Origin of the sequence: Gibbsiella greigii, assembly GCF_039540155.1 — a bacterium.
Classification (GTDB): domain Bacteria; phylum Pseudomonadota; class Gammaproteobacteria; order Enterobacterales; family Enterobacteriaceae; genus Gibbsiella; species Gibbsiella quercinecans.
Genome location: NZ_BAABEM010000021.1, coordinates 332,971 through 353,730, shown reverse-complemented (window position 1 = coordinate 353,730; position 20,760 = coordinate 332,971). Strand labels below are relative to the sequence as shown.

Sequence of the window (20,760 nt, the reverse complement as noted above, 5' to 3'; positions counted from 1 at the left end):
CAGGCGCGGAACTCATCGTGGCGCGGGCATCATTGCCCATAGTGACGCCGGATAGATTTAAGCAAGCCCATCATTAATCAAAAATCAGTGTTGCAAAAATGGGGGTGACCATAGATTTTTCCTTACGAACCAGTTCGCGTTTGAGTTGCCTGACTTCTTTCTGGCTTTGTCTGAGCGCGGCTTTATCATTAGGCGAAGAGACCTGCAAAAAGCCTTGTTTCCACTGACTAATCTGCTCAGGATAAATCCCTTTCTTACGGCAGTATTGCGCCAGTTCCGCTTCACTGAGTGTGGCGGTTTCGATAATCACAGCCAGCCGGGCATCGGCTGACCATTGGTCTGTGGTTTTGTCTGCACCCGGCACCGGTATTCCCTCTGCTTTCGCCTTGTTACGCCAGTTATAGAGCGTAGCTTCTGATATCCCTTCCATCTGTGCAACTGCGGTGACGGTCATGTTGTAGGGCGGCAGTAGTTTAGCCAGTGCGGCCGATTTACGTTCTGGTGAAATACGCTTCACGATATGGTCCCATCTTGTCATTAGTGTTTTTGATGGGGGTGCCAACTATCTTGACACTTACCGGCTATTCGTAGGTAGGATCACTGTGTCCACATTACGCGGATAGGATCAGAAGTTGTTGTCGCGCATTCAATGATGTTCAGGCGAATCTTCTCTGTCATGAGAGCTGTCACTACATAAAAAATATTAATTGGGTTAATTTAAAAATGAATTATGCAAAGTTACTAGAAAGTATGAGAGTTATCTGGAAATGTTTATTTAACAATACTTGTTTAAATATAAAAGTTCCATAAATAATTTTGTATGAAAGTCTTCAATACTTATATCAGATGTTAACTATGAATGAGGTGATAAGTCTAATTTGGTTAAATGGTAATTATTTAATTAAAAAAGAGGGGGGGCCTCTTTTTTAATTGGTTTATGGTTAAATTAGTTTAGCTACATCCTCCAAGCTGTTATATATTATTGTCTGGGCATTTTTTACGGAATGTTTTAGTTCTATTAATGAGTGTTCATTAACACTATCAAAAGCCGTCGATATTTCCGTTCCGCTAATTGGTTTTGTAAATGGTGCTACACTCCAGGTCTCAAGGAAGGAAACCAACTTTTTTATATCTGAGTTAATACAGAAGTGAGGAACGCCAAACGACATCGCTGTTATTACTCCATGAAGACTTGTACCATAAAACCCAGATGATGTGGCTATTACATACATAATCTCCCATACTGTAAGGTCATTCAAAAGTAGGAGTTTTTCATTTGCATATGATTTTACTTTTTCAAGAAATATTATATCATCGTGTCCACTTGCATATCCGATTGGCAAAAGTACAACATTGACTCCTTTGCTTTTAACTACATTTGATAACTCGTCTGCTAATTCTTTTTCTGTGAAATTTACTTTATACGGGCAAGCTTGTACTGTTATAAATTTTTTATTTCCTACTATATTTTTTACTTTATCTCTAACTTGAGATGAAATGAAGTTTATATCTACAACTTTTGAAGCCATTAATACTGAGTCAGGAACTAATTTACGGTTTTGAATTGTAGGCAATGCCTGATATGTTCTTTCGTCTCTAACGGAAATATAATCTGCAGATTTTAATACATCTATCTGTGAATTATTGGCATGACCACCAACAGTATTGTAAACAACTTTGATATCATTCAAGAATGATTTTTTGTTTGGAATGTATGGATAATCCCATACCGATTTGTAACGACTTTTAGCTATTTGAGTAACTATTCTAGGCGTAAATCGTCTTGTGATCCGTAACAATTTTGAGATAAGTAAGTTTTCTTGGACATGCATAAACAGTGTGCCAATATCGGCCCCTAAAACTTCACCACCAACAACAATAACGGTTGAACCTTCTTTGGCTGACAATAATTTAGTCATGGCAATAGATGGCTTGCAAGAAAAATGGCTTAAATCCGAATCCATTATCGAGGAAAAAATAAAATCTATATCTGAGGTTTTTTCTGGGTGTTCTTTTTTAAAATACATTTCTAGCAATATAGGCATTAAATTATCGCCATAATTATACCGATCAAATGCACCATATAAAATCACTTGGCGTTTTTCAGAAGTGTTATTTATCATGTTTAAATTTACCCTAGGATATTTTTTTTGATTCGAAGTAAAGCACCTGGTATCCAAAGAGACCGTGACTTTTGTAAAAAAGAAATTCGTGTTTTTTTATGGAAGGCATCGAATAGATAGGCTGCACAAAAGTAAGCTACCAATGTTGCTATTGCCGAACCTTTTAATCCATATAAAGGAATGAGAATGAAATTAAGTGCTACACATATAATTAGCCCGAAAAGATTTCTTGTGAATGCATACATCTGCAAACCTTCATTTATATACCATCTGCCGCTAGCAGAACTGAGGAAATAAAAAATACTTACCCACGCGTATATCTTGATTAATGATGATGCATCGTTATATTGTAATCCATAAAAGAAATCGATAATTATATCTGAAAGGAAAGTTACGACTATCGCCAGACAAACACCAGATATAACCATTAAATCATATAGAAACTGCATCCTATTATTATACTTGTCCTCACTTTTATATTTTTCCTCTATTATTTTTGGGAATAAAGATGAAACAATTGCGATTGGGAAAAAGTACCAAACTTCAATCATTTTTACTGCAACAGAATATACGCCAACAGCTGCATTGCTAATAAGATTACCAATCATTATTTGATCTATGCGCATGTATAGCATAAACGCAAGACCTGATAAAACCAAAGGCCAACTTTGCGAAAATAATCGTTTTGCTTCAGAGTAGTCAACGATCCATCGTATAGATATTCGTTTTCTCTTGTATAGGATTATAAGTACTATGCCAACTATCAATGCCTCTAGAGAAACTGTAATTGCTAAGGTGATATACGAAGCCCCCAATAGCATTGCTGCTGCTTTTGCTAGTGAGCTTACGATAAATGCAATGTTTTGAGCGATTACTGTATTCTTTGATGATATTGTAGATTCAAACCAGTATTTAATTACATCAGTTGATCTAAATAATATTGAAGGTATCATTACTAATACCACCAGAAGAATATCCCATTCGTTTGGTCTTAGAAGTATTGTCGTTAATATAACTAATAAGGTTGCAACGAAACTGCCTAATACCTGTAATAAGAATGATGTCCCCATAATTCTTCCCGAATCTTCAGGGGCTCTGATTAATTCTCGAACTACGACCCCATTCATTCCTAGGGACGCTACAGACGTATATATAGCTATAATAGCTAAAGCATAATTGAACAAACCGAACTTTTCTGGGCCTAAATATCTGGCGAGCCAGACACTAACGATGAATCCTAGTCCCATTCTAAAAATACTGTCGCCTGAAAGCCACAGCATGTTAAGCACCGACCTGTTTTTGGAAAAGCGTGAATAAACTCCCATAAAATTGTTCATCCGATAGTTGTATATTGAAATTAGTTTAGGTTCTTTTATCGTATTGATTCTTATGTTTTATTTTTAGTAAACATGCTTACTAAATAGATTCTCATTCACGCTACCGCCCCTGGCTCACAGTTACCACTTTCTGATTCGGAAAACATTACTTTTTTAGATGTATCTGCATACAGTCCGATGTGTTGGTGTATGTCAGACATCAATTGTTACAAATACATAATGCATAATACATTGTTTTTAATGGTTTTTATTTTGTTCTTTGGGATTCTATGCCACTAGCTCTGTACTCCCCGCAACCCTCAGATAACCATTATCATCAACACTTAGCGCATAAGATAACGCATGAGAGTCAAAAAGAGCAGTCTAGATACACTATTTCAGAATAATACGTAGTGTTTAAGATTGTATTGATTGATTATTGTACTTTTGATTGTTACTAACACATACATTTTGTGTGTGTTACTTGTAATGCTATGTGGCTTGATTTTGAACAGTTTTTAGGAGTAGGGCTTAGTTTTGAGAGAGGAAGGTGATGAGCGAGTAAGTTGCAACACTTTTGTGTTTATTAAGTGAGGTGATATAAGTTTTTTATAAGCAAGCTAGATTTTTTAATCTAATTGATTGTCTAGTTATATAGTTTATTAAATAATATTAAACTCGTTGTATCCCTTGATAAAACGAGTTTTCTTTGTTTGTTTATTATGTGTTCAGTATGGTCAAATCTATTATTTAGGTATTATATGACCTTTTAAAAAAACTCTCACTTGTGCTGAGAGTGTGAAAATTGAAGCTGTATAGATTAAAGCTCCGATGATGGATAAAAGAATAAGGACCCAGATGCTTTGTATTCCATTTTTTGATGTGAAATTATTACTTATGGCTATTAATGAAATAACCATTATGATTGTGGATATTATAATTGGTGTTATTTTTTTGAAAAATGAATAAAAGCTTTCACCTATTATCTTGAAAATACAGAACATTACCGGGAAGAAATTAATTACATTTGCAATGAGGTAAAATATTGCAAATACAGTAATGTCGAAATTAACACCAGCAAGAAATGCACCAACTTGTAGAATTGCACCAATAATACCTAATTTCATTAGTGTATCTGTACGACCTTTTGCCATAAAAACGGATCCAGTTGTACTTAATACTGATTGAATAATCGCAGTCGGTGCTAGCCACCTTAGTATATTGGCTGTTAAAAACCATTGGTGGCCAAATATTAGTAATATAAATGGTTTGCTGAAAATTGCAATCCCACTCATTAATGGTGCAGTGATCAAAAGAATAACGAAGACACAATTCATATAGGCTTTACTAAGTTTTTCTGTATTATCCTGGTGTTGGCTTAATACTGGATATAGTGACCGAGAAACGATAAATGTCAGACTCTGTAGTGGGAATAACATAATTCGGTAAGCGAGGTTGTAGCTACCAAGGATTGCAGCTGACATAAATTTACCAATTATAAAACTGTCTGTGTTTCTTGAAAAATAATTGATAAAATTAAATAATGATAGATTAGCACTAAATCCAAATATATTTTTTATTTCTTCATTGTCTATAAACTTACCAAAAGAAGGACGCCACGATGATGCTATCCAAAACTGAGTCGCGGACATTAAGTTTAAAACGATTGCTTGGATAACTAGACTGTAAACACCATATCCATTGTTAGCCAATACAACAGCAAACACAACCGATACGATAGCTGAAGATATTTCAATTTTAGATATTTTTTTAAAAAGTGATTCTCTTTCCATTAATGCTAGGTGTGCAGCAGCACAACTAGAAAGTGGAAAGGTAATACTTAACATTATTAAAACGGGTAAAAGTTCAGGTTGATTATAAATCTTTGCTATCAATGGTGATGCGATACAAATAATAATAGCCAACCCAATACCCATAAATGTATTTAGCCAAAAAACAGTATTGATCAAGCTGTTTGTAAGATCTTTTCTTTGAATTATTGCTGCTGATGTACCTAGATCTCTAAGAAGTATTCCTAGATTTAGGACAACAAGAGCCATTGCCATTATTCCATATTCTGCAGGTGGAATGATTTTCGCTAGATAAACGACGTTGATTAATTGAATGCCAATTTTAAATAGTTGTGAAAAACTATTCCATTTTGCATTTGAGAGTAAGCTCATTAAGCTATCACCTTTTATAACGCTTCTGTATATTTAACACAATAGCACGATACATTAGCTGTTAATGTCTGTTTAATAGGGTGTAAAGCTCAATCTTAGTATGTTATAAGATCAAGATTGACGGTTTTTTTAGTAACCAGCGATATTGTAAATATTCTAATTATTTAGTTGATTTCAAACTGATGATTACTAATTATACTTTCCTCATTTAGAAAAAATCCTACCATTAAAAATTATTCCTGTAAAGACGCAGTGATCGCAATGATAACCATTTTTACTAAAAATGGAATTCTGTGAAATTTATACATCTTATCTATATGAAGTTAACTAATTTGTTATTATTTGTTTCTTTTTTTATTTATATTATATCTTGCATTGGTAATTTTTTTTAGTGCCTTTTTTAGTATCTTTGTTTTTTTAATGTGTTGTGCTGTATCATTTATTTTGTGTCATAGATTGATGTATTGAAATTATCCACAATAATATTCTATCCAGTTTTTTTAATGCAAAAGCTCCTTTGTTGATCAATGTGGAGATAATTGAGAAACTCTGGGGGGCTTAAACGAGGCTGGTAGTGGCGAACTGTCTCGGTGCCAGCCATATGCAGTGACAAATAAAAAGTGGCCGTTCCATTCGACCACTTTGTCATCCCGATTGGCTAACTCACGACGCGGCGTTTATCGATAATTTTGCAGTAGGTATAAACGCTTATCCCCCCGGCAATGGCAACAACGCCAAGTACCACAAACCCAGGCAGGTAAGAGCCGCTAAAAGCGTGAAGATACTCCACCACAAAGCCTGCGGTGGTGCCGCCACAGCCGGCGCCGATGCCGTTAATCACCCCGGCGGCGGGCCCAACCGCTTCTTTCTTCACACTGGAAGTAATAATCGACCAGATATTGGTGGTGAAGCAACTGGTAAACCAGGCTATCGCCAGAGTAATCACGATCAGTTTTATCAACGGGCTGCTGATCAATGGCAGGGTTATCAGTAGCAAGCCTGCAACCGCCAGGCCCGAAGCGGCTATTGGGCCGCGTTTTTGTGTTTTATCGCTGTACCAGGAAATCGGTATCGCCAGCACTATTGCCAGGAAATAGGGCAGTGCGCTGGCTATCCCCTGTGATGTTCCCGTAAAGCCTAGTGAAGTTACGACCATTGGGATGAAGAGGGTTACCCCCCAAAAGAGCATGCCGTTTGCAAAATAGCTAAAGATCAGCAGCAAGAATGGTGCGCCCCCCAGATCGCTGAAGGTGATTTTTCCTTTACTGACCGGTGCTTCTGCTTCTGGCTCGGTATTAGTAACCTGATCTGTCTCATCCGGTGCATTTTTAAGAAAGAACAGGAACATTGGCACAACAATAAATACCCCCAGCCCACCGGTAATATAAAATACCCACTCCCAGCCCAGCAGTGTGAATATGGGGGTTAGGATCACAAAGCCCAGCGCTAGCGCCATGAATTGCCCATAAAACTGAATGAGATTGGTGCCACGGGTTATTTCATCTTTGTTAAACCAGGCACGGGCAAACCTGAACTGTTGTGGCCAGTAAATTCCCTCGGCAATGCCAAGGATAATACGATAGAAAATCAGCAGCGCGGGTGAAGTTACCCAAGCGGTCATGATTTGCAGAATAGACCAAAGCAACACCATCGTCACAACAGTCGCTTTGGGGTTAAGTTTATTCGTGAGGAACCCGCCAAAAAAATTCGCCAGCGCATAGCCAATTAAGAAGCCGGTCAGCGCCAAGCTTTTGGTGGCGGAACCATTGATACCGAGATCTTTTTCCATGCCGGGAAGCGCAATGGAAAGGTTCGAACGATCAAGATAAGCCACGAATAAGCCCACCATCAGGGTAACGCCTATCCGGAACCATTTGGATTTTAGCATGGTGTTTTCCTGGGATGTTTGAAAGGGATATTTGCTATGCCGAATAGTGGGCGATCATGGCTCTGTCAACTTCAATACCCAGGCCTGGCCCTCGTGGAACGGGCATCATCGGGCCGGTGGTAAGGTCGGTTAACTGTTCGCGGAAAATATTCGGCGCCTGATCGAGCTCCAGAAGCGCTCTGGTTTTTGCCTGGCGGGGAACGGCTGGCTGAATAGCCGACATCAGGTGCAGGGTGGCGGCTAGCGAAATGCCGGAACCCCACTGGTGCGGATAGCACTCCACGCCCCAGAGCGTTGCCAGGGTGGCGATATTCAATGCCTCACTGATACCACCGCAAGCCGCCACATCCGGCTGGACAATATCAACACAGTCTGCTGCCAGGAAATGCCGGAACCCAAAACGGGTAAACTCCGATTCACCGCCGGCGATTTTGATGCTGACCTGCTTGCGCAGCGCTGCGTAGGCGCTAAAGTCATCTGGCAGCACAGGTTCTTCGAACCATGCGATATCATAGCGCTCAATTGATTGGGCAAAACGCAGCGCCTCATGCAGGGTATAGGCCCGGTTGGCGTCGACGGCCAGGGTTGCGTCGGGGCCGATCAGTTCGCGCACTCGTGCCACGCGCTGCACGTCTTCTTGCATGGGGAGGCCGCCCACTTTCATTTTGAAGTCTTTGAATCCGCAGCCTAAGGTTGCCTGAGCATCCCGTTCAATCTGGCGGAAGTTATCCTGTGGCGAATAGTAAAAGCTTGAGGCATAGGCCGTGATTTGTTCATCCGGATCGCCGCCTAATAACGTGCTGATTGGTTTATTGGTGTACTTGCCAAAAATATCCCACAAGGCGATATCAATGCCTGAAAGTGCGGAAATTGCAATGCCTTTGCGGCCGAATTCGCGGGTGCGGTTGTACATGGTTTCCCACAGGCTACGGCGGCGAAGTGGCTCCTGGCCGGCCAGGAGCGGAGCAAAGAGTTCGTTGATCAAGCCGGCGTTGGCGTGGGCAGGGCCAAAGCATTCTCCCCAGCCGCTGATGCCTGCGTCGGTCAGGACTTCCACAATGCAAATGGCGCGCGTATCCCAAAACCACTGGGACATACCAAATTTCTCGGTTAGTTTATCTTTCAGAACCCAGGTTTTAATCTCTGTTATTTTCATCATTACCTCACCGGAATCATGTTGATTCACGTTCAATAAGGGTAGGGGGCAGTACGGTATCGGTAGTTTCTTTCAAGCCTTTTTCTTTTGTGAGCATGGGGATTAATTTATTGGCGGCGGCCTGGCCTATTTCATAAGTCGGTTGAGCGATAACGGTTAAGGGGCTTCGCAATATCTGCGCCCAATCGGTATCATCAAAGCCAACCATCAGAATGTCTTCAGGCACTCGCCTGTTGAGTGCTTTAAATGCTTTTACGGTATGCAGCGACAGCTTGCCATTGCTGGTTATCAGCGCCGGCCTGGCCGTGCGCTGCGTGCCCAGTTGGTGGATGATGTGGGCCACCGCGGCATCATCAATTTGCGTGAGCAATTCCAGGCGGCAATCAATCGTGGTAAATTCGGCCTGCTGTGCCAGCGTGGTAAAGGCTTTTATACGTTCAAGACGTGGTGAAATGTTCCCTGGTGTGGGCGATAAAAAAGTGATGGCGGTGCAACCTTTGCTGCACAGGTGTTCCATCGCTAACGTAATGCCGCGAAGGTTATCCACCGATACAGAGTTGATCCGCGTGTTCTGGATTTTCCTGCCAACCAATACCACGGGGTATTCAAGAGAAAGCCCCATAATATAATCGTCATTTTCGCCGGTGGTGTTGATAATAAAACCATCGACGCATTTAGCGGTCATTTCTTCAATCAGCGTCCTTTCACGTTCCCCTGAATCTCTGGCATCACAAATAAAAATGGTGTAGCCACAGCTAGAACATATTTCTTCAATGCCTTTAAGAACATCCATCGAATAAGGGTTGAAAATATCAGCCATAATTACCGCAATGGTCTTGCTCTGCGTGCTGCGTAGTGAACGGGCCACGTTATTGGGTTGGTAGCCCATTTGAGCAATGGTCTTTTCAATCCGCAGGCGTGTTTCATTACTCATAGAGTGATATTTCCCATTTAGATAGCGCGAGATAGTTGCGGTAGAAACCCCCACCATCTGAGCAATATCACGAATTGCAAGTTTACTTTTCATGTTTAATTTATTTTGGGTAATCGATTACTCAAATATAGCGTGAAGGTTCAGGCTTACCGTGATCGGCTGCTCACTTTTTGAACTTTGTGCCGGTGAGGGGGGAAGTGCGCTTGAAGCCTGCATCTGTGCTTTATGCTGTTCTGGGCCGTATCTCATTATTGTAATCGGTTACATTTTTAAATGGGTTTTTGGTTTGTTTTATTTTGGTGTATTTTTGTGTTTTGTGGGGAGGTATTGGATACTTAATTTATTTTATATTTTTCATGTTATTATGTATTTTGTTTTTGGTTCTAAGCGGCGTTGGGTTCGCCGTTTTTGTGTAACCGTTATCACTTGTGTGATCGCGCTCACTTATATCCTTGGTATGGCTTCCTATCATAAGGAGTGACTTGACTTGTGGATGAAGACTACCGATTGGAGGCTGTATGGGTGCTACCATCAAAGTTTCAGCGGCTGAAAAAAGCCAGTCGAATGCCGGCATGACTTTTTTCGTCTGCTTCCTGGCTGCGTTAGCCGGTTTGTTGTTTGGCCTGGATATCGGCGTTATTGCTGGTGCGCTGCCGTTTATCACTCATTCATTTAATATCACCAGTTCTCAACAGGAGTGGGTGGTCAGCTCAATGATGTTCGGCGCGGCAGTCGGGGCGGTGGGCAGTGGCTGGATGAACTTTCGCTTAGGGCGAAAATACAGCTTGATGATTGGCGCAATCCTGTTTGTTGTCGGATCACTGTGTTCCGCTCTGGCGCCTAACGTTGAAATACTGTTAATTTCGCGCGTTTTGCTCGGGCTGGCTGTGGGGATCGCTTCTTATACTGCGCCGATTTATCTTTCTGAGATTGCGCCGGAGAAAATTCGCGGCAGCATGATCTCAATGTACCAATTGATGATTACTATCGGGATCCTCGGGGCCTATCTTTCTGACACCGCATTCAGCTATACCGGCGCCTGGCGTTGGATGCTGGGCGTTATCACAATTCCCGCCTTGTTGTTGTTGGTCGGAGTGGTCTTCCTGCCGGATAGCCCGCGTTGGCTGGCCTCACGTAATCGCCATGAACAGGCGCGCCAGGTGCTGGAAAAACTGCGCGACACCAGTGCCCAGGCCCATAATGAATTGAATGAAATTCGTGAGAGCCTCAAGCTTAAGCAAAGCGGTTGGGCGCTATTCAAAGGTAATAAAAACTTCCGGCGTGCGGTTTTTCTCGGCGTGTTGCTGCAGGTGATGCAGCAGTTTACTGGGATGAACGTAATCATGTACTACGCGCCGAAGATCTTCGGCCTGGCTGGGTTTGCCAGTACGGAGCAACAAATGTGGGGCACCGTGGTGGTGGGCCTGGTGAATGTGTTGGCCACGTTTATCGCGATTGGCTTGGTTGATCGCTGGGGGCGCAAGCCCACGCTCATCCTGGGCTTCATCGTTATGGCGCTGGGTATGGGGGCATTGGGCACCATGATGAGCATCGGAATGAACTCGCTGGTGATGCAATACGTTGCCATTATTATGCTGTTGATGTTCATTGTGGGGTTTGCGATGAGTGCCGGGCCATTGATTTGGGTACTGTGCTCTGAGATCCAACCGCTGAAAGGCCGTGATTTTGGCATCACTTGCTCTACCGCGACCAACTGGATCGCCAACATGATCGTTGGCGCAACTTTCCTGACAATGCTGAATTCACTCGGCAATGCGCATACCTTTTGGGTTTACGCGGGGCTTAACGTGCTGTTTATCTTCATTACGCTGGCGTTGATCCCGGAAACCAAAAACATTTCTCTGGAACATATTGAACGTAATTTGATGGCCGGTAAGCCGCTACGTAACATCGGCTCCCACTAAGCGCCTATTCGTTTAGGCATTGAACCTGGGTTGTGCCCAAGCGCACTGTCCCGCAACAATAATGCCTATAGGGAATGGTTCAACATTGCTGGGGCGGCGGTTTTTTGCCGCCGCCCCCTCTCAGTGGAAGAAGGGGCGGCGTTTGCTGCACAGGATATAGATGCGGGAGCGATATTAGCGTCTGTCATGCCTGTCATTGCGATGGCTTTTATCGTATTGACCATGTCTGTCGTTATCGTGTCTATCTGGATGCCCGTGCCTTCCAACATGTATACATCCGCTCAATAGGAAAACGGCAAGCAGGCAACTGGTTGTGATGATTTTCTTCATAGTGGCGCTCCTTCTAAAGCGATCGTTATACCTGCCAACGTTTAGGTTACCGCTCTGCGTAACCTGAATTGTTTGTCGTATAACGGTGGATGGTTTAACCCCAGTCGGTTGGTCTGGCTGATGTGTTAAACCTTTTTTTACTTGCATATTAAAACTGAACGGTTTGGTTATATTTTGATGCAAAGATTTTCTTTGTCAAGCAAGGCCGGGGTGTGACAGAGGGGATTCAGAGTATTCCGGTCTGCGTGGGGCTGGCAGGTGGGTAAAACCACCCGCTGCCGAAAACCGTTTCCCCGCGGGTGCGTTATCTTATTTTTCAAATAGCGGCAGTTGCCGGTCTCTTGACCAACGCAGATAGAGTGCCAGTTGGTCGTTTACTTCATCTGCGGAAAAGAACGAAATAATTTCTGCTATCGCCTCTACGGCCTGCTGGCCTTCCTCTAGCCCCAGCCAATCACAATAATTGCCGTGTTCTTCGCTTTGCGGATCGGCAACGGCGGCCAGCAAATTGGCATAGCCTGCTGCTCCACCACAATCTTCTGGCGGGCCCGCCCGTTCGCCATCAAGGCAAAAAATAGGCAGCAACAGCTCTTGTTCCGGGTAGTTACTGTGCTCCAGGGTGAGGGTGTGCAGCCAACTATCGCCAAAATCATACATGTAGTGGAGCGTAGCCCCCCGGCGGGTGAGCAGTTGGTTTAATCTGACAGCCGCTTCGCTCTCTTCTTCAGGGGCTTCTGGCATTTCAAGGTAGTAGCGTTTTTTGTAGCTGAACTGGTGCAAATGCTGTTCCTCCCAGTCCATCACGATCTGGATAACATCGTGCAGGCGATCCAGCGTAATGGCGGCGGGCACCACAATACGCCGCCAGATTGCCGGGGTGATGTCTGCCAGTTCAATGCGCAACAGGTAGTATTTCCCCATGGGCTTTGCTCCTTTTCCGGTGAGATGGGATACTGGCAAAGAGTGTATCAGGTGATGTGCCGCCAGTGTGTGAACCCAGTGGGATTAGGTCTTTTCTGAAAGCGCAGGGTTACACCGGTTTTTCGTTATGCGTTCGGGTATGTTAAGCAATCAGTTGGCCGCGCTTTTATTCTGTTCTTGCCGCCTGGGGATGGCCGCAGAGAGATTAAGGCGTAAAATAGGCCACTAACTCATTGTTTTCACGCTACAGGCGTGGCGCACATTAAGGAGTCATAATGGCGATTTTAGTCACTGGCGGTGCCGGGTACATTGGTTCCCATACCGTATTGGCGTTGTTGGCGCGTGGTGAAGATGTGGTGGTGCTGGATAACCTGGTCAACTCATCCGAAGAGTCCCTGCACCGTGTGGAGCAGTTGGCCAGCAAAGCGCCGGTGTTTTACCAAGGGGATGTGCAGGATGCCGGGTGCCTGGGCCGTATCTTCGCGGAGCATAAAATTTCTTCAGTGATTCACTTCGCCGGTTTGAAGGCGGTGGGGGAGTCCACCCGCAAGCCGCTGGAATATTACCAAAACAACGTCGCGGGCACCCTGGTGCTGCTGGATGCAATGCGCCATGCAGGCGTGCACCAGTTTATCTTCAGCTCTTCCGCCACGGTGTATGGTGAAAATGCGCCGGTGCCCTATGTGGAAACCACGCCTATCGGTGGCACCACCAGCCCTTATGGTACCTCCAAGCTGATGGTAGAGCAGATCCTGCAAGACTTCGCCAAGGCCGAGCCGCAGTTTTCCATCATTGCTCTGCGTTATTTCAACCCGGTGGGCGCTCATGAGTCTGGGCTGATTGGTGAAGATCCTAACGGCATCCCTAATAACCTGCTGCCCTATATTGCGCAGGTTGCTATCGGCAAACTGGAAAAGCTGGGCGTGTTCGGCGGTGACTATCCTACGAAGGACGGCACCGGGGTGCGTGATTACATCCACGTGATGGATCTGGCGGAAGGCCACCTGGCGGCGATGGATCACGTAGCGAAAATCAACGGATTCAGGGCCTATAATCTGGGGGCCGGGGTTGGCTACTCGGTGCTGGATATGGTGCACGCCTTTGAGAAGGCCTCTGGGGTAACCATTCCTTACCAGGTGTTGCCGCGCCGCGCCGGCGATCTGCCCGCTTTCTGGGCCGATGCCAGCCTGGCGAAAAAGGAACTGGGGTGGGAAGTGCAACGCGGTATTGATGCGATGATGCGTGATACCTGGAACTGGCAAAGCAAAAACCCACAGGGTTATCGCTGAGGCATTTTGTAACGTTATCAAGAAACGACAGGTAGCGATGGTTTATCATTTTGCGTATTATTCCGGGTTTTCTCTACGGGATTGCAAGCTATCTGTTCGTGGCAAGAGCCCTGACGAGCAGTCATCGGCATGATTTTATATTGCTAAACATAAAATTTATGGTTTATATAACCGTAATTTGTTGTTCAGAGGGATTTATGAGAATTATCGTTACTGGCGGTGCCGGGTTCATTGGCTCTGCCGTTGCACGGCATATCATTGGCAATACACAAGACCAGATCCTGGTTATGGATAGTCTGACCTACGCCGGTAATCTTGAGTCGCTGGCCCCGATTGTTGGCAGCGAACGTTATTCATTTGAACAGGTCGACATTTGTAACCGCAGTGAACTGGATCGTGTCTTCAATGCGTTCAAGCCGGACGCGGTAATGCACCTGGCAGCGGAAAGCCACGTTGATCGTTCCATTGATGGGCCGGCGGCCTTTATCGAAACCAATATCGTGGGCACCTATACGCTGCTGGAAGCAGCGCGCCAGTACTGGAATACGCTGGGTGAAGACGCTAAACAAGCCTTCCGCTTCCATCATATTTCTACCGACGAAGTGTATGGTGATCTGCATGGCACGGACGATCTGTTCACCGAAACCACGCCTTATGCCCCGAGCAGCCCGTATTCCGCTTCCAAAGCCGCCAGCGATCATCTGGTGCGCGCCTGGCTGCGTACCTATGGCCTGCCGACCATCGTGACCAACTGCTCGAATAACTATGGGCCGTATCACTTCCCGGAAAAACTGATCCCGCTGATCATCCTGAATGCGCTGGATGGCAAACCGTTGCCGGTTTACGGCAATGGCGCCCAGATCCGCGATTGGCTGTATGTGGAAGATCATGCCCGCGCACTGTACAAAGTGGTTACCGAAGGCGAAGTGGGGGAAACCTACAATATCGGCGGCCACAATGAGCGTAAAAATATTGAAGTGGTGCAAACCATTTGCCGCCTGCTGGACGAGATGGTGCCCAACAAACCGCAGGGTATCAGCCACTATGAAGATCTGATCACTTACGTAACCGATCGCCCCGGCCACGATATGCGCTATGCGATCGATGCTTCTAAAATTGCGGCAGAACTGGGCTGGAAACCGCAGGAAACGTTTGAAAGCGGCATCCGTAAAACGGTGGAGTGGTACCTGGCAAACGAAAAATGGTGGAGCCGGGTTAAAGACGGTTCTTACGCTGGCGAACGCCTAGGATTAACCCGTTAAATAATCAGGAGAAAACCCTATGAAGGGCATTGTTTTAGCGGGTGGTTCTGGAACGCGCCTATACCCGATTACACGCGGCGTATCCAAGCAACTGCTGCCGATTTACGATAAGCCGATGGTGTATTATCCCATCTCCGTGCTGATGCTGGCAGGGATCCGCGATATTTTGCTTATCACTACACCTGAAGATATGCCGTCTTTTCAACGTCTGTTGGGTGACGGCAGCCGGTTTGGCATTAATTTAAGTTACGAAGTGCAACCCAGCCCAGACGGTTTGGCGCAGGCATTCCTGATTGGCGAGGAATTTATTGATGGCGACCGTTGCGCATTGGTATTGGGCGATAATATCTACTTCGGCGAAAGCTTTGGTCGCAAGTTAGAAAATGTGGTGGCCCGTGAAGAAGGCGCCACTGTATTTGGCTACCAGGTGATGGATCCCGAGCGTTTCGGCGTGGTGGATTTTGATGAGAATTTCCGCGCGCTGTCTATCGAGGAAAAACCTGCGGTACCGAAATCCAACTGGGCGGTGACCGGGCTTTATTTCTATGACAACAAGGTAGTGGAAATGGCGAAGCAGGTGAAGCCTTCCCATCGCGGTGAGCTGGAAATCACCACCCTGAACCAGATGTATCTGGACCAGGGCAACCTGAACGTTGAATTGCTGGGCCGTGGTTTTGCCTGGCTGGATACCGGCACGCACGACAGTCTGATTGAAGCTTCGCAGTTTGTCCACACCATTGAAAAACGCCAGGGGTTTAAAGTGGCGTGCCTGGAAGAAATTGCCTTCCGTAAGGGCTGGCTGGCACGGGAACAGGTTGCTGCCGAAGCTAAACTGCTGAGCAAAACACTTTATGGGCAATACTTGGCGAATTTGGTTGGAGATAAATAACATGCAGGTTACTGATACAAAAATTGATGGTGTAAAAATCATCCAGCCAAAGGTGTTTGGTGATGCGCGCGGCTTTTTCCTGGAAACCTTTGAGAAGAAACGCTACCAGGAGATGCTGAATATCGATCTGGATTTTGTGCAGGATAACCATTCCCGTTCCTCCAAAGGGGTGCTGCGTGGTCTGCATTTTCAAAAGGTGAACCCGCAGGGCAAACTGGTGCGCGTGGTCCGTGGTGAAGTGTTTGACGTGGCGGTGGATATTCGTCCGGATTCGCCCACGTATGGTGCCTGGGAAGGGGTGCTCCTGTCTGAAGAAAACAAAACCCAGTTCTGGGTGCCACCAGGTTTGGCGCACGGTTTTGTGGTGCTCTCCGACACGGCGGATTTTGAATACAAATGCACGGATTACTACAACCCGGCACATGAAGGCTGCCTGTTGTGGAACGATCCGGACGTGGGTATTGACTGGCCGATTGATAACCCGCTGCTTTCCGAAAAAGACAAGGTGGGCAAGCGCCTGAAGGAGCTGGCGAAATGAAAGTGTTACTGACCGGTTCAAAAGGGCAGTTGGGCAGCTGTTTCCAGGACCGCCTGCCGGCGGGCTGGGATGTGTGGGCGACGGATTCGGACACGCTGGATATTACCGATCTGGACAAGGTGAAACAGGCGGTTGCGCAGTATCAGCCGGACGTTATCGTGAACGCGGCGGCGTATACCGCGGTGGACAAGGCGGAAACCGAGCCGGAACTGGCGGCCTTGATAAATGCCACCGGGCCGAAGAACCTGGCGCTGGCGGCAAAAGAGGCGGGTGCGCGGCTGGTGCATGTGTCCACGGACTATGTCTTTGACGGCAAAGCAACGACCCCGTATGTGGAAACGGATGTGACCAACCCGCTGGGCGTGTATGGCCAAACCAAGCTGGACGGTGAGCTGGCGGTTGCAGAGGTACTGCCGAAAGCGATTATTATCCGTACCGCCTGGGTATTCAGTGAGTATGGCAATAACTTTGTGAAAACCATGCTGCGCCTGGCGAAAGATCGCGATACGTTGGGTATTGTAGCCGATCAATACGGCTGCCCGACCTATGCCGGTGATATCGCCCAGGCGATTATTGATTTGCTGCAGAAAGAAGCCGAGGGTGGGATTTATCACTTCTGTGGTGATAAGGAAGTGGCGTGGAATGAGTTTGCCGAAGCGATTTTTGCCGCGGCATTGAAACAGGGAAAATTGGCCCGCGTGCCGAGGGTAAATGCCATTACCACGGAACAGTACCCAACGCCAGCGCAGCGGCCGGCATTCTCTGTGCTAAATTGTGAGAAAATCAAAGCGCTGGGGATTATCTTGTCTGATTGGGAAGCTAAAGTCGTGGATGTGATTTCTGCAATATAAATAGGCTTGGCTTTTCATCCTGTAACTTATCAGGTGCTGCTTACAGCACCTGAATATGGGGGTTCGTTTGAGTATAAGTTATCATACCCTTTATTCAGCGAGTCCCGAGATTTTTTCACCAGTAAGTTTCCGGGGCAAGGAAAGTCAGTGAACAGAAATCATAAATATGATGAATGCAACTTCTTCATTGATGGTGATTATTGAATGGTTCACGAACGCATATATCATCATAGTATTGGATTTCACCATACGACTTATTTAGTAGAGAGTTTTCAGAATTTATCGTATTTGCCTAATCCCACAGTATTATTGAATGGTAGAATCGTTTACTATTTAGTGCGTTATGTCTCATTTGGAAAGTATATATAAACGTAATGACGTTTAACTAACAGTGATTATATATCCATTCCTATCAATTTCCTGTAATTTTTCCTTTATCATCCGTATATTACGGCCCATAGCATTTTCAGAGTTAGCTGATTTCGTGTACTGATCTTATCAGCGACTATCTCACTTTATGGTAGAGGGAAGCTGATTTGGAATGATGCCAGGAACGGGGTAAAATGTCCTTTGGAAAATCAGGCCATTGGGGAGAGGCTGCCCGGTGTGAGTAGTGGCCTGTTTTGCTGCTCTGTTGGGGGTTCTGGTCTTGGCATGTACTGTGGTTTGTATATCATCCGTGCCAGATAATTGCGTTCTGCTTTAGATAACTACATGATAAGTAATGGAGATTATGTCAATAAGAACTCACGGTGGGGGCAAGGAAGCATTAGTGCTATGGCCAGTCGGCGTTGCTCGCTATCCTGATTTTGCTACGTATTGCATGGTCTGCGTGTTGGCGATTGCTATGAGCGCTCGTTGCTTCTTATTAATCAATGTAATTACTAAGTGCTTGGCACGAGTGCAGTCAGTGGTTGTTGTTAATCTTAATTGTAAAAAATTCTTAATGCAAAGCTTTGATAGGATTGAAACATGTTCCAATCTGTAGTTAGAAATAGATCGTTGATTTATAAATTAACAAAGCGCGATATCGAATCGCGTTACAAAGGGTCTGCAATGGGAACGGTGTGGGCCGTTGTCAATCCTCTTATCATGCTGTGTGTGTATTCTTTTGTTTTTTCAGTTGTTTTTCAAGCTAAGTGGGGGGCTTTGCCTCAAGGCAAAGGTGTCTTTGCTGTTGTTCTTTTCGCCGGCTTGATTATTTTTAACTTTTTGGCTGAGTGTATTGGGCGTGGGCCTTCTGTTTTTACTGGTAATGTTAACTATGTCAAAAAAGTTGTTTTCCCTCTTGGCTGTTTGCCTATCAGTGCTGCATTGTCAGCTTTGTTTAATTTTTTCGTAAGTTTTATTATTTTGTTGATTGCAGAGTTGATTGTTTTTGGACATATTCCTCTCTCTGCTCTACTATTTCCGGTTTTTTTCTTGCCAATATTTATTATTGGTATAGCACTCCTTTTCATTCTATCTTCTTTGGGTGTTTATTTACGTGATATCTCTCAGGCAGTTCCGATTATTATTACTTTTTTGATGTTTTTATCACCAATATTCTATCCGTTAAGTGCTATACCTGAAGCGTACAGGCCAATAATGGCAATAAATCCATTAGCATTTCTTATTGAGAATACACGTGAATTGCTAATCATGGGTAATGTTATTCCGTTAATGAGCTTTGTTATGCTCTATATCATTAGCGTTTGTTTTTTTGCTTTCGCTTTCTATGTTTTTAAAAAAACTAAAAAAGGGTTTGCAGATGTCATTTGATAATAAAATTGAGCAAACTATGGACAATGTGATTGACGTTAACCATGTCTCAAAGGTTTTCCGTATCTATGAGTCACCGAAAGATCGGTTAGTAGAGTTTACTGTAAATCGTATTCGAGGCATGTTGGGCGCTAAACCGTGTGCTTTTCATCGGGAGTTTCGCTCACTAGACAATGTTTCATTGACTATCAAGCGGGGTGAAACGGTCGGTATCATCGGGGCCAATGGTGCTGGCAAGTCAACATTATTGCAAATTATTTGTGGTACATTGGCGCCAACTCTGGGAACTGTCTCAGTGAAAGGGCGGGTTGCTGCGCTGTTAGAACTGGGGGCTGGGTTTAATCCAGAATTCACTGGGCGGGATAATGTATTTATCTCTGCTTCAATAATGGGTCTCTCTGACGATCAGATAAAAGAGCGTTTCCAAAGTATCGTAGATTTTTCTGAGATTGGCGATTTTATCGATCAGCCCGTTAAGAATTACTCTAGCGGTATGTTTGTGCGTTTAGCTTTTGCGATTATAGCCCATGTTGATGCAGATGTGCTTATAGTTGATGAGGCATTATCAGTGGGTGATGCTTTCTTTGTACAAAAGTGTATGCGTTTTTTACGTGATTTCATGAGCCGGGGAACGGTTTTGTTCGTTAGCCATGATACTGCCTCCATTGTTAATTTATGTGATCGTGCTATTTGGATTAGCCATGGCGTGAAAAAAATGGAAGGGCCAGCTAAAGATGTTTCTGAATCTTATTTGGCCGCATTGTTTAAGCAAAAAAATGTCACTGGGCATAAAAAAGGAGAAGAAAGATCTCTTAAAAATGATCATCCTCTTAAGGATATGCGTCTTGACTTTATTAATAAGACAAATCTGCGCAACGATATTGAATTGTTTACCTTTAGCGATGAAGGTAAGCACTTTGGTGCCAAAGGTGTAGAAATTGTAAATGTCGCATTATACGATGCCCAAGGAGAAACCTTATCGTGGGTTATTGGTGGTGAGGACGTTTGCTTGAAAGTTTCCGCGCATTGTATTAAATCACTTTATAGCCCAATAGTTGGTTTCTTTGTGAAAGACAGATTAGGGCAAACATTATTTGGTGATAATACATTCCTGACCTATTTAGAACAGCCTCTTTCGTTCTCTGAAGACGAAATGCTAGAATGCGAATTTGATTTCCGTATGCCTATTTTGCCTGTGGGTACGTACAGTATTTGTGTTGCTGTTGCTGAGGGGACGCAACAAGATCATGTACAACATCATTGGATTCATGATGCTGTGATGTTTAAGTCTCACGCATCTAGTACCGTAACTGGGCTAGTTGGTATCCCAATGAAAAATATAAAACTCACGGCTAAACAACAGAGTGTTAAAACTAATGTTTAAAATGAATAAG

The 20,760-nt window shown here is 44.5% G+C and carries 16 protein-coding genes; 8 read left to right on the top strand and 8 right to left on the bottom strand.

The genetic code is table 11. The features are described from left to right. Nucleotides 1-73: 73 nt before the first annotated feature. The 7 genes from AC559G_RS15960 to AC559G_RS15930 all read right to left on the bottom strand — a co-directional run bounded on the left by AC559G_RS15960 (nucleotide 74) and on the right by AC559G_RS15930 (nucleotide 9,693). Nucleotides 74-517: a transposase gene (locus AC559G_RS15960; protein ID WP_498913211.1), complete on the bottom strand. Its 444-nt coding sequence runs from the start codon at nucleotides 515-517 to the stop codon at nucleotides 74-76. Between the two features lie 424 nt (nucleotides 518-941). Continuing rightward, the gene (locus tag AC559G_RS15955; RefSeq protein WP_498913210.1) at nucleotides 942-2,123 is read right to left on the bottom strand and encodes a polysaccharide pyruvyl transferase family protein; all 1,182 of its coding nucleotides are present in this window, start codon (nucleotides 2,121-2,123) and stop codon (nucleotides 942-944) included. An 8-nt stretch (nucleotides 2,124-2,131) separates the two neighbouring features. Beyond that, the gene (locus AC559G_RS15950; RefSeq protein ID WP_498913209.1) at nucleotides 2,132-3,403 is read right to left on the bottom strand and encodes a flippase; all 1,272 of its coding nucleotides are present in this window, start codon (nucleotides 3,401-3,403) and stop codon (nucleotides 2,132-2,134) included. Between the two features lie 782 nt (nucleotides 3,404-4,185). Then, nucleotides 4,186-5,622, bottom strand: a complete 1,437-nt coding sequence (locus AC559G_RS15945) for a lipopolysaccharide biosynthesis protein (RefSeq protein WP_498913208.1) — start codon at nucleotides 5,620-5,622, stop codon at nucleotides 4,186-4,188. 658 nt (nucleotides 5,623-6,280) lie between these two features. After that, nucleotides 6,281-7,510, bottom strand: coding sequence for an MFS transporter (locus AC559G_RS15940; protein WP_498913207.1), 1,230 nt, complete (start codon nucleotides 7,508-7,510; stop codon nucleotides 6,281-6,283). Nucleotides 7,511-7,544: 34 nt separating this feature from the next. Then, on the bottom strand, nucleotides 7,545-8,606 hold the full coding sequence (locus tag AC559G_RS15935; protein WP_498913206.1) for a mandelate racemase/muconate lactonizing enzyme family protein: 1,062 nt from the start codon (nucleotides 8,604-8,606) through the stop codon (nucleotides 7,545-7,547). Between the two features lie 76 nt (nucleotides 8,607-8,682). Continuing rightward, nucleotides 8,683-9,693: a LacI family DNA-binding transcriptional regulator gene (locus AC559G_RS15930; RefSeq protein ID WP_498913205.1), complete on the bottom strand. Its 1,011-nt coding sequence runs from the start codon at nucleotides 9,691-9,693 to the stop codon at nucleotides 8,683-8,685. A 425-nt stretch (nucleotides 9,694-10,118) separates the two neighbouring features. On the opposite strand from AC559G_RS15930, the gene AC559G_RS15925 reads away from it, so the two are divergent. Beyond that, nucleotides 10,119-11,525 carry a sugar porter family MFS transporter gene (locus AC559G_RS15925; protein ID WP_498913204.1) on the top strand — a complete coding sequence of 469 codons (1,407 nt, stop codon included), beginning with the start codon at nucleotides 10,119-10,121 and terminating at the stop codon, nucleotides 11,523-11,525. A 639-nt stretch (nucleotides 11,526-12,164) separates the two neighbouring features. Here AC559G_RS15925 and AC559G_RS15920 read toward each other — a convergent pair. Beyond that, nucleotides 12,165-12,776 carry a plasmid pRiA4b ORF-3 family protein gene (locus AC559G_RS15920; RefSeq protein ID WP_498913203.1) on the bottom strand — a complete coding sequence of 204 codons (612 nt, stop codon included), beginning with the start codon at nucleotides 12,774-12,776 and terminating at the stop codon, nucleotides 12,165-12,167. Nucleotides 12,777-13,051: 275 nt separating this feature from the next. Here AC559G_RS15920 and galE point away from each other — a divergent pair, with 275 nt between their 5' ends. The 7 genes from galE (at nucleotide 13,052) to AC559G_RS15885 (ending at nucleotide 20,750) form a co-directional block, all read left to right on the top strand. Next, entirely contained in the window at nucleotides 13,052-14,065 is a 1,014-nt protein-coding gene (gene galE / locus AC559G_RS15915) for an NAD-dependent epimerase/dehydratase family protein (RefSeq protein ID WP_498913202.1), read from the top strand. 197 nt (nucleotides 14,066-14,262) lie between these two features. After that, nucleotides 14,263-15,327, top strand: coding sequence for a dTDP-glucose 4,6-dehydratase (rffG, locus tag AC559G_RS15910; RefSeq protein ID WP_498913201.1), 1,065 nt, complete (start codon nucleotides 14,263-14,265; stop codon nucleotides 15,325-15,327). 19 nt (nucleotides 15,328-15,346) lie between these two features. Continuing rightward, complete coding sequence (rfbA, locus tag AC559G_RS15905; protein ID WP_121555637.1) at nucleotides 15,347-16,216, top strand: glucose-1-phosphate thymidylyltransferase RfbA; 870 nt, start codon at nucleotides 15,347-15,349, stop codon at nucleotides 16,214-16,216. Between the two features lies 1 nt (nucleotide 16,217). Then, complete coding sequence (gene rfbC, locus AC559G_RS15900; protein ID WP_095845203.1) at nucleotides 16,218-16,754, top strand: dTDP-4-dehydrorhamnose 3,5-epimerase; 537 nt, start codon at nucleotides 16,218-16,220, stop codon at nucleotides 16,752-16,754. Continuing rightward, a complete protein-coding gene (gene rfbD, locus AC559G_RS15895; RefSeq protein ID WP_498913200.1) occupies nucleotides 16,751-17,605 on the top strand; it encodes an SDR family oxidoreductase in 855 nt (284 codons plus the stop codon). The genes rfbC and rfbD overlap by 4 nt, the downstream gene beginning before the upstream one ends. Before the next feature lie 972 nt (nucleotides 17,606-18,577). Next, the gene (locus AC559G_RS15890) at nucleotides 18,578-19,366 is read left to right on the top strand and encodes an ABC transporter permease (protein ID WP_121525622.1); all 789 of its coding nucleotides are present in this window, start codon (nucleotides 18,578-18,580) and stop codon (nucleotides 19,364-19,366) included. Then, nucleotides 19,356-20,750, top strand: coding sequence for an ABC transporter ATP-binding protein (locus AC559G_RS15885; protein WP_498913199.1), 1,395 nt, complete (start codon nucleotides 19,356-19,358; stop codon nucleotides 20,748-20,750). The genes AC559G_RS15890 and AC559G_RS15885 overlap by 11 nt, the downstream gene beginning before the upstream one ends. The last annotated feature ends 10 nt before the right edge of the window (nucleotides 20,751-20,760 follow it).

Excerpts from the sequence above, each read along its gene's own strand:
- AC559G_RS15940 (WP_498913207.1), bottom strand. The coding sequence starts at position 7,510 with ATGCTAAAATCCAAATGGTTCCGGATAGGCGTTACCCTGATGGTGGGC.
- AC559G_RS15950 (WP_498913209.1), bottom strand. The coding sequence starts at position 3,403 with ATGCTGTGGCTTTCAGGCGACAGTATTTTTAGAATGGGACTAGGATTC.
- galE (WP_498913202.1), top strand. The coding sequence starts at position 13,052 with ATGGCGATTTTAGTCACTGGCGGTGCCGGGTACATTGGTTCCCATACC.
- AC559G_RS15935 (WP_498913206.1), bottom strand. The coding sequence starts at position 8,606 with ATGTCCCAGTGGTTTTGGGATACGCGCGCCATTTGCATTGTGGAAGTC.
- rfbC (WP_095845203.1), top strand. The coding sequence starts at position 16,218 with ATGCAGGTTACTGATACAAAAATTGATGGTGTAAAAATCATCCAGCCA.
- rfbD (WP_498913200.1), top strand. The coding sequence starts at position 16,751 with ATGAAAGTGTTACTGACCGGTTCAAAAGGGCAGTTGGGCAGCTGTTTC.
- AC559G_RS15920 (WP_498913203.1), bottom strand. The coding sequence starts at position 12,776 with ATGGGGAAATACTACCTGTTGCGCATTGAACTGGCAGACATCACCCCG.
- AC559G_RS15945 (WP_498913208.1), bottom strand. The coding sequence starts at position 5,622 with ATGAGCTTACTCTCAAATGCAAAATGGAATAGTTTTTCACAACTATTT.
- AC559G_RS15925 (WP_498913204.1), top strand. The coding sequence starts at position 10,119 with ATGGGTGCTACCATCAAAGTTTCAGCGGCTGAAAAAAGCCAGTCGAAT.
- AC559G_RS15885 (WP_498913199.1), top strand. The coding sequence starts at position 19,356 with ATGTCATTTGATAATAAAATTGAGCAAACTATGGACAATGTGATTGAC.
- AC559G_RS15955 (WP_498913210.1), bottom strand. The coding sequence starts at position 2,123 with ATGATAAATAACACTTCTGAAAAACGCCAAGTGATTTTATATGGTGCA.
- rfbA (WP_121555637.1), top strand. The coding sequence starts at position 15,347 with ATGAAGGGCATTGTTTTAGCGGGTGGTTCTGGAACGCGCCTATACCCG.
- rffG (WP_498913201.1), top strand. The coding sequence starts at position 14,263 with ATGAGAATTATCGTTACTGGCGGTGCCGGGTTCATTGGCTCTGCCGTT.
- AC559G_RS15930 (WP_498913205.1), bottom strand. The coding sequence starts at position 9,693 with ATGAAAAGTAAACTTGCAATTCGTGATATTGCTCAGATGGTGGGGGTT.
- AC559G_RS15890 (WP_121525622.1), top strand. The coding sequence starts at position 18,578 with ATGTTCCAATCTGTAGTTAGAAATAGATCGTTGATTTATAAATTAACA.